The organism is Phenylobacterium sp., assembly GCF_030693805.1.
In the GTDB taxonomy this organism is placed as follows: domain Bacteria; phylum Pseudomonadota; class Alphaproteobacteria; order Caulobacterales; family Caulobacteraceae; genus Phenylobacterium.
Genome location: NZ_JAUXZW010000382.1, coordinates 1 through 9,073, shown reverse-complemented (window position 1 = coordinate 9,073; position 9,073 = coordinate 1). Strand labels below are relative to the sequence as shown.

Sequence of the window (9,073 nt, the reverse complement as noted above, 5' to 3'; positions counted from 1 at the left end):
AAGACCGACGGCGTCGACGTCACCGGCGAGCTGAGCTTCCAAGATATCTATGGCGGCGACCTGACATTTGGCTCGCAGATCACCTGGACCCACAAGTACACGGTCGCCGAGGTCGTTCTGCAAGGCGTGACGGTCGCGGGCTTCGAAGCGGTCGGCAAGTACAACTACAATACCGGCTTTTACGCGATGCCGGAATGGCGCGGAAATTTCTACGCCGAGTTTGAAACCGGCCCGCACAACATTCGTGTCCAGACCAGCTACATCGACGGTTACGTCGACCAGCGAACCACGCCGTTCATCGGCAACCTGGTGGTGGGCGATGTGACAAACGTCGCACAGGCGACGATCGTACCCCGCCCGCAGAACGGCAAGAAGATCGACGCCTTCGTCAGCACCGACGTGACATGGCGGATGTTCCTGCCCTGGGATACGACCGCAGTGTTGAACGTCTCCAACATCTTCGACACACCCGCCGTTCGCGCGACAGGAAGTCAACTACGACGCCGGCGTCGCCAACGGACTGGGCCGAACCTACAAAATCGCGATCACCAAGAAGTTCTAATCGCGCTGCGGATATTGTCGGCCGTTCCCCGCGCCGGCGATCAACTAACCCAGGGACCTTGGCCCTGGGTTTTTCCTTTCGCCTAAACAGTCAACAGGCGTTGTCCTGGGTTTCGAGGAGGCGACATGGACCGACTGGATCGGGATGCCCGTGCGTTCATGGCGCGCGTGACGACGCCGCCGCGCCACGACCCGCGACGCATCGCGCCGGCTTTGGCCGAAGCCACGCGCACCCACATCGAGACCTCGAGTGGAAGGGTTGCGACGTGGCGCCTAGGCGAAGGCCCAGCGGTGATCCTGGCCCACGGCTGGTCTACCGACAATTCAACCTGGGAACCGCTGATCCGTGCGCTCGCCAGCCGCGGGCGTGCTGTCGTCGCCGTCGACCATCCCGGTCACGGCCTGTCGGCGGACGCCCACTGCACCAGACGCTCAGCCGGCGCCGCCCTGGCGCAGGTGGCCGAAGCGCTCGGCCCGATCAGCGCCGCGGCCGGCCATTCCTTTGGAGGCCCGGTGATCGGACTGGCGCTTTCGCAGGGCATGCCTGCCTCACGCGTCGCGTTCATCGCACCGGCCCCGGCGCGCAGCAAGCGGTGGCTGCGCTTCGCAGCGGACGTCGGCGTCGCGCCTGAGATCGCGGAACACGCCCTGGTCATTGCGGAACGGGAGGGCGAGATGTTCGACATGAGCGTTCCTGGCCCGCACATGGGTCGGCCGGCGCTGTTCGTGCAGTCGAAGGACGACCCGGTGGCCACCTATGAATCGACTGCGTCGCTCAGCGCCGCCTGGGCCGGATCGGAGATGATGCTTGTGGACGGCCTGGGCCACGAGCGCGTCCTGGCGGACAAGGCCGTCGTCGAACGCGTCGCCGATTTCCTGGCTTAGTCGCCAGCGGAACCAAACCCCATGGCGCAGGTTAATCGGTGATGAGCACCATCATTCTGATCGTCGTCGTCCTCGTGCTGCTGGGCCTCGCGCTCTACGCCATCCAGAGGACGCCCATCCCGTCGCCCATCAATTGGATCGTGCAGGTTCTCCTCGTCGTGCTGGCGATCTGGTTCATCGGCACGCGCGCGGGCGTGTTCTAGCTAGCGGACCTTCGCGAAGCATTCGCGCAGTTCACGCACGAAGAGCTCCGGCTGCTCCCAGGCGGCGAAATGCCCACCCTGCTGCAGTTCGTTCCAGTGGATGATGTTGGTCATCCGCCGTTCCGCCCATCGGCGCGACGGCCGGAAGATTTCCTTGGGATAGATGCTCACGCCCGTGGGCAGGTCCACCGTCCCGGCGCGCGAGCTCGGGAAGCTCTCCCAATAGAGGCGCGCCGACGAGGCCGCCGCGGCGGGGAGCCAGTACAGCATGATGTTGTCCAGCATATCGTCGAGGCTGAAGACGTCTTCGGGCGCGCCCGCGTTATCGCTCCACGCCGACAGCTTTTCGTAGATCCAAGCCGCCTGCCCGGCAGGTGAGTCGACGAGGCCGTATCCCACCGTCTGCGGCCGCTTCGATTGCAGCCGCGCATAGCCGGACTCTTCTTCCTGATAATGTTTGGTGGCGGCCACGGATGCTTGCTCGGCCGGCGTGAGCGTCTCCAGATCCTCAGGCCGCGGGGCGACCACCGGCATGTTGACGTGCACCGCCGCGCACCCCGCAGGCTTTGCGATGCCGATGGCTGTGGTGACCATCGCGCCCCAGTCACCGCCCTGCGCCACCCATCGTCCATAGCCGAGGCGCGCCATCAACTCAGCCCACGCCGCTGCGATCCGCTCGACGTTCCAGCCGGTCTGCGAAGGCTTGTCAGAGAAGCCGAAGCCAGGAAGCGACGGCGCAATCACATGGAAGGCGTCGTCCGCCGAGCCGCCGTAGCGGACCGGATCGGTCAGCGGGCCGATCACCTGCATGAACTCGATCACCGAGCCCGGCCAGCCGTGGGTGATCAGCAAGGGGAGCGCCTGGGGATGCGGCGATCGGACGTGCAGGAAGTGGATGCCCAGCCCATCGATGCTGGTCTTGAACTGTCCCAGATCGTTCAGCCGCGCCTCGCACCGTCGCCAGTCGTAGCGCTCTCGCCAGTGCTCGCAGAGCGCCTGCACCTTGGCCAGCGGTGCGCCCTGCGACCAGTCGGCGACGAGTTCACGCTCTGGCCACCGTGTCTGGTCGAGACGACGATGGAGATCATCGATCGCTGCCTGCGGCACAGCCAGCCAATAGGACTCTATCGCCTCACTCATCGGCTATCCCTCTACCCGGCGGGCGTAACCCATATCAGCGCCCCTTCCATCGAGGCGGCCGCTTTTCGGAGAAGGCGAGTGGACCTTCCACCGCGTCCTCAGAGGCGTTCATCGCCGCCATGGCGGGGAACGCCGACTGCTGATGCAGCGCCTCCTGCAGCGGCATCTCCAAGCTGCGCATGGCGACCTGCTTGGACGCGCGGACCGCGAGAGGGCTGCATTCGCAGATTTGCGCCGCCCATCGGCGCGCCGTCGCCAGCAGGTCCGCCGCCGAGGTCAACTCGTTGACGAAGCCGTAGGTCGCGCCCTCCTTGGCCGAGACGAGCCGGCCGGTGAGGATCATGCCCATCGCCAGCTTCACCGGGATCTGCCGAGGCAGGTTGTGCAGTCCGCCGCCGCCGGCCGCCAAGCCGACCCTTGGCTCCGGCAGCCCGAAGCGGGCGCTCTCGACGGCGACGATCACGTCGCAGGCGAGCGCCAGCTCGAAACCGCCGCCGGCGGCCACGCCGTTCACCGCGGCGATGACAGGCTTGTCCAGGTCGAACCGGTCGACCAGGCCCGCATAGCCGCTCGGCGGCATGGGCTTCTTGAGGCTGCCGGCGGCGATCCCCTTCAGGTCGCTGCCGGCGCAGAACGCCCGGTCGCCCGCGCCCGTGACGATCGCCACCCACTGGTCGGGATCTGTGGCGAAGTCCTCGAACGCCTCATGCAGCTCCCAGTGCATCGGGTTGCTCAGGGCGTTCATCGCCTCAGGGCGGTTGAGGGTGATGACCGTGACGGGCCCCTCTCTTTCGCGCCGGATGAACTCGTATTCCATGCCGCCTCCCCTTGCTTGTCGTGGCCGCCCGCAATCAGAGCGCGTACGGGAAACTCTGCGCAATGCGCTCGACCCTTTTGCGCACGAAGCCCTCGGCCTCCTGGTGGGTGTGGATGAACAGGTCGCCCCTTCGCAGCCCGTCGAGGATCAGACGCACGGCGTCCTCGGTCGGCAGGATGCGATGGTCGACCGGCGCGTCGCTGTCGGGGGCGGCGCGGTAGTCCGCAACGCCGCCCAAAGCGACCGGCCGATTGCGCTGGCTCTCGCCGATCTTGCTCACCACGTGCATCGGGCAGAGCACCGAGGCGGTGACGTTCTTGCCGCGCAGGTCCTTGCGAAGCGTCTCGGCCAGCGCGATCACGCCAGCCTTGGTGACGTTGTAGGGCGCGTTGTTGGCGAACGGCACCAGGCCGGCGAAGCTCGCCGTGAACAGCATCTGCCCCGGTTCGCCCTGGGCCAGCATCCGCGGCAGGAACGCCTCAACGCCGTTCACCGGACCCCAGAGGTTGACGCCGATCACCCAGCGCCAGTCGTCGTGGGTAAGCTCGAACGCCGGGCGCCCCACGCCCACGCCGGCGTTGTGCATCACCAAGTGGGCTGCGCCGAAGTGATCCCAGGTCCGATCCGCAAGCTCAAGCATCGCGGCCCGGTCGCTGACATCGGTGATCACGCCGATCGCCTCGGCGCCCTGGGCGCGAAGTCCGGCGACCGCGTCATCCAGGGCGGCCTGTTCGATGTCAGCGATCACCAGCTTGGCGCCCTCCTGGGCCAGCGCCTGCGCCACCCCCAGGCCGATACCGCTCGCGCCGCCGGTGATCACGGCGACACGGCCCTTGAAATCATCCATCTGGTTCCACTTCCTTTGTCTTCGAACGTTCGGCTTGGCGTCTGTTACTGGGACACGATCACGCCGCTCTGCTTCAAGTTGCTGATCTCGGCGTCATCGAAGCCGATCTCCTGAAGGATCGCGCGGCTGTGCTCGCCAAGCTCCGGCGCGCGCCCAGGCTGGGTCTTGGGCGCGCCCTGGACATTGAAGGGGCTGCTGACGGTGTACAGGTCGGGGTCGTGGGCGAATGGCGTGATCGCCCCGATGGTGTGGGCCTGGGCGTCCTGGCGCACATCGTCCAGCGTGGCGACGATCTCGTACGAGACGCCGGCCTTGTTCGCGCCTCACGCCAATAGGCGAGATCATGCGCGGCGAACCGCTCGTCGAAGATCGCAATCAGAGCGGCTGAATTCGCCCGCCGCGCCGCGATCTCAGCGAACCGCGGATCGTCGGCGAGATCCTCGCGCCCAATCGCTGCTACCAGCGGCCTGAACAGCTTCGCCTCATTGAGGACCATCATGTTGAACCATCGGTCGTCGGCGCAACGGTAGGTGTTCACGCAGGCGTTCATCCCTTCGGTCCGCCTCACGCGCGGCGCGGACGGCATGCCGCACAGGTTGGCCTGGATCTGCAGGGAGTTGGTCCACAGACCCGCCGCCAGGAGCGAGACATCCACCTGTCCACCCAGGCCAGTCTGTTCGCGGCGATAGAGCCCGCTGAGGATGGCGGCGTACAGCATGGCCGCGGCCGGATTGTCGCCCATGCCCCCTGACGACGAGATCGGCGCGCCGTCCACCGGGCGCATCAGGTCCATCAGGCCGGACCGGGCCCAGTAACTGGTGGTGTCGAAGCCCGGCCGGTCGGCCTCCGCCCCGGACTCTCCGTAGGCGGTGAACGAGGCGTAAATCAGCCGCGGGCGGCCAGGGCTCAGGTCTTCAAACCCGATCTTCAGCCGCCGGCGCGTGAGCAGCGGCAGGTTGGTGATGAACACATCGGCGCCATCCAGCAGCCGCTCCAGGACGCTCAACCCCTCAGGGACCTTGAGATCGAGGGCCAGGCTCCGCTTGTTGCGCGAGCCCAGCATCCACAGGAAATTATGCTCCGGCGCAGCCTTGCCGGGCGGCGCGTAGGCGTAGCGATAGGCATCGCCTTCCGGCGGCTCCAGCTTGATCACATCGGCGCCGAAGTCGGACAACAGCGTAGCGGCGCCCGGGGCGGCGACGAAGCTGGCGCAGTCTACAACCTTCAAGCCCGCGAATATTCCTTGGCCCATGCGATCCACCACGTATTCTATTACTAGTACTGCGTTCAATTGATCATGCCGCAATAGATATTTTCAGTTGCCTCAATAACCAATTCGCACGAATGTTCGACAATCATATGTGCCGCGTCAAGGCGTGAAGCGCTGCGTATCGTCTGGGCGGTCCATGGCGGACTCGGGGCGAGTTGCGCGGAACCACGATCAAGGTCGACGCCGTCAACCCCGGCTATGTGGCGACGGACATCCATAACAACAGTGGGTCCCGCACGCCCCGAACAGGGTGCACAGAAGGCCGTCAAACTGGCGACGCTGGGCGACGACGGCCCGACCGGCGGCTTCTTCAACGACGCCGGCGTGGAGCCCTGGTGACGCAGGCGTAGGCGCCCGCATCACCAGGGCCATCAGGCCGCTGCTGCGGACAATTCACGCCGTTCCGCCTCGTCGAGCGCCCGCACATAGGACTTGCGCATCAGCCATGCCGCAAGCGTCGCGACTGGGCCTATGAAGCAGATCATCGTCGTCAGCGCATAGCCGATGGCGAATTCGCCTTCGAAGAAATGATCGGCGATCAGCGCGCAAAGGGGCGGTCCGAACGCCATGCCGACCAGGTTGTTGGCGGTCAGGTAGCCCGCCATGATCCGCGCGCGCATGCGTCCAGGCGTCACGAACTGGATGATCAGCGGGATCAGGACCGCCCCGGCGGTGGAGAAGAAACCCGCCGCGCCGGATGCGATCAACAGCACCGCGGTCGATGTGGTCACGCCGACCAACGCCATCAGCATCCAGCCCGCGGTGATCGCGCCGCAATAGACCAGCACCAGCGCGTCCCGATGGCCCCGCGCCGTCCAGCGCTTGGCCAGCATCGGCCATAAGAATGCGCCGGCGACGCCTGAGAGAATGCCGGCGGTCCCGTAGGCCATGCCGGCCTCAACCGGCGTCAGTCCGTGGGCCCGGATCATCAGGGTCGGCACCCAGGCCGTCTTGGCGAAGCCGATCAGGTTCATCATCGCCGCCGCGATGAAGATGCAGCCATAGAGACGGCGCTCGCGGCTGACGTATTCCAGCGCCTGCTTCACCGAGCCGAAGTCCTGGCCCTTGATCTCGCCCACACGTTTCGGCTCGCGCACCGTGAAGAACAGCAGCGGCGCGAGCAGTAGGCCGGGCACGCCCACGAAGACCAGCGTCAGTTGCCACGGCTCCAGGCCGATGCCAGGCGCCACATCCTGAGCGACCTTCAAGGCGAGGCCGCCGAGCACAAACGACCCGGCTCCCATGAATGTGGCGACCGCGGTGTAAGCCGTCGTCGGCAGGGTGCGTTTATCGCGCGGGAAGATGTCGGCGATGATCGAGATTGCGGCGGGCGACAGCACCGCCTCCCCGACGGCGACCCCGGCGCGCAGAATCATCAGTTGAGTGTAGTTGCTCGAGAAACCCGACCCTACAGTGCAGGCGCTCCACAGCAGGACGCCCAGGGTGACGAGCCGAATACGATTGTGCTTGTCTATAACGTGGGCCAGCGGCAGGCCGGTCAGCGAGTAGACCACGCCAAAACCGAGGCCAAACAAGATGCCGATTTGCGTGTCGCTGACATTAAGGTCGGCGCTGATAGACGACGCCAGCAGAGACAGGATCAACCTGTCCATGAACGACATCGAATACAGCAGGATCAGGATGATCAGTGCGTACCAGGCGCTACGCGCACTGGGGTATTTTCGCTCTACAGGTTCGGCCTCCACGCATTCCTCCCACAATGATCGCCAGTCTTCCTGGAAGGCTGTTCCAGGCGCCGGCTTGATGACGCACACCCTCGCCGGGGGCGCCGCATTGTGCGTGTCGCCGCCGATCCAGGACCTGTCGCCGGCTTTCGCCAAGGCGGCTTCGGGCCCCTAGCCCCCACCTTGGCAGAACCGGCGCGCGCGTCCATGGGCCTCGCCTCGCCCGCGTGCGCTGCTACTGGCCGGTGAAGGCCGGCGCGCGCTTCTCCACGAAGTGGGCGATCCCCTCCTTGAAATCGGCGGTGGTGAAGGAGCGTTCGGCCTCGGTCACGGCGTCGGTGACCGCCTCGCCGACGCCGGTGAAGAACAGCGAACGGTAGACCTGACGCTTCATCACGCCCGTGGACAGCGGCGAGGCGAAATCGGCCATGTCGCGGGCGAGCGCCAGGACCTGATCGAGGAAGCCCTCGCTCGGCAACACGGTGGCGAACCCCATGCGATCGGCTTCTGCGGCGCTGAGCACCCGGCCGGTCATCAGGATGTCGAGGGCGTTGCGCACCCCGACCAGATGCGGCAGCAACCATGCCATCCCGAACTCGGCGGTCAGGCCCCGCCGCGACCAGGCCGTGGTGATCCTCGCGCCATCGGCCACGTAGCGCAGATCGCTGAACCCCGCGTAGCAGAACCCGGCGCCGGCCGTGGGACCGTTGATCGCCGCGATGATCGGCTTGGGCACATCGAACATGAAATGCATGTTGTGCGGGTCGGGGTCCACGGGTCCGGAACGATCACCGGCCGTGGCGCCCAGCTCTGAGACGTCGCGGCCGACGCAGAAGTCGCGTCCCTCGCCGGTCAGGACGATGACCCGGACGTCGCGATCCTGGCCCGCCGCCTCAAGCGCGGCGCGGACCTCAGTATGCATCTGCGGGCTCCAGGCGTTGCGCTGCGTCGGATTATTCAGACTGACGATCGCCACGCCATTCAGATTTTCCACCTTCACGAAACGATACATTGTTCACATACCCCGTTTCTATATTTCGAACTATAGTTGTATGAAAACTATAATCTGTTGACTGGATTGAGTCGCCGTCGGCGGCGCCCGTTCATCGGCGGGCGGCGCCTACGATGGACACCCAGGCGCCCGTGATCAACTGCCAGGCGTCGACGCCCGCAATGCGGACGCTGGCGCAGCGAGCGGAGCGCCGAGGAGTCAAACCCTGAATAAAGGCATGACCGAATTCCCCGTCGGAAGTGAGGGGAAACATTTGATTCGAGTTGGAATAGCTGATCGACGAGTCAGGTAAGAAATGACGCGTTGGATTTGATGGAGAAAAGTCGATCGCTTACGCTAGGGAGCACAAAGTAATCGGTGCATGCCGTTTAGATTACGTCAACCTTTTGTATCCGCACCGCCACTGGTGGCTGAAAATCTGCTTCCCGTTGCGCAAGACTATTGACGCAGACGTCGCCGATGGTGTGTCTCGCGCGCTAACCGAGGCCACAACGGCCAGGCGAAGGGGACATTCTTAGAGTCCGTTTGGAAACTCACGGGTGGGTGGTCCGGCGTAGCAGGTTTCCGCCCATGGCGACGAGGATCATGGCCTGCGAGACGTCGATCCGGGCCTCGTAGTCGCGGACCAGACGGCGCCAGCGGGTCATCCAGCC

General features: G+C 65.4%; 8 protein-coding genes and 2 pseudogenes. 3 read left to right on the top strand and 7 right to left on the bottom strand.

Going from position 1 to position 9,073, the window contains the following annotated elements; translation table 11 throughout:
• The 3 genes and pseudogenes from Q8M88_RS15125 to Q8M88_RS15115 form a co-directional block, all read left to right on the top strand.
• Positions 1 to 648, top strand: a pseudogene (locus Q8M88_RS15125) (hypothetical protein); the annotation flags it as partial.
• A 39-nt stretch (positions 649 to 687) separates the two neighbouring features.
• Positions 688 to 1,446: an alpha/beta fold hydrolase gene (locus Q8M88_RS15120; RefSeq protein ID WP_305597985.1), complete on the top strand. Its 759-nt coding sequence runs from the start codon at positions 688 to 690 to the stop codon at positions 1,444 to 1,446.
• Positions 1,447 to 1,487: 41 nt separating this feature from the next.
• Positions 1,488 to 1,649, top strand: coding sequence for a hypothetical protein (locus Q8M88_RS15115; protein ID WP_305597984.1), 162 nt, complete (start codon positions 1,488 to 1,490; stop codon positions 1,647 to 1,649).
• Here the strand turns inward: Q8M88_RS15115 and Q8M88_RS15110 are convergent, their stop codons facing one another.
• From Q8M88_RS15110 to Q8M88_RS15080, 7 genes and pseudogenes are all read right to left on the bottom strand, one after another.
• Positions 1,650 to 2,789, bottom strand: a complete 1,140-nt coding sequence (locus tag Q8M88_RS15110; RefSeq protein ID WP_305597983.1) for an epoxide hydrolase family protein — start codon at positions 2,787 to 2,789, stop codon at positions 1,650 to 1,652.
• Positions 2,790 to 2,823: 34 nt separating this feature from the next.
• On the bottom strand, positions 2,824 to 3,606 hold the full coding sequence (locus Q8M88_RS15105) for an enoyl-CoA hydratase-related protein (RefSeq protein WP_305597982.1): 783 nt from the start codon (positions 3,604 to 3,606) through the stop codon (positions 2,824 to 2,826).
• Positions 3,607 to 3,640: 34 nt separating this feature from the next.
• The gene (locus tag Q8M88_RS15100; RefSeq protein ID WP_305597981.1) at positions 3,641 to 4,453 is read right to left on the bottom strand and encodes an SDR family NAD(P)-dependent oxidoreductase; all 813 of its coding nucleotides are present in this window, start codon (positions 4,451 to 4,453) and stop codon (positions 3,641 to 3,643) included.
• Positions 4,454 to 4,526: 73 nt separating this feature from the next.
• Positions 4,527 to 5,681 carry a CaiB/BaiF CoA-transferase family protein gene (locus tag Q8M88_RS15095; protein WP_305597980.1) on the bottom strand — a complete coding sequence of 385 codons (1,155 nt, stop codon included), beginning with the start codon at positions 5,679 to 5,681 and terminating at the stop codon, positions 4,527 to 4,529.
• A gap of 413 nt (positions 5,682 to 6,094) precedes the next feature.
• Positions 6,095 to 7,429, bottom strand: a complete 1,335-nt coding sequence (locus Q8M88_RS15090; RefSeq protein ID WP_305597979.1) for an MFS transporter — start codon at positions 7,427 to 7,429, stop codon at positions 6,095 to 6,097.
• A gap of 214 nt (positions 7,430 to 7,643) precedes the next feature.
• A complete protein-coding gene (locus Q8M88_RS15085; RefSeq protein WP_305597978.1) occupies positions 7,644 to 8,408 on the bottom strand; it encodes an enoyl-CoA hydratase-related protein in 765 nt (254 codons plus the stop codon).
• Positions 8,409 to 8,953: 545 nt separating this feature from the next.
• A pseudogene (locus Q8M88_RS15080) lies at positions 8,954 to 9,073 on the bottom strand (IS5/IS1182 family transposase); the annotation flags it as partial.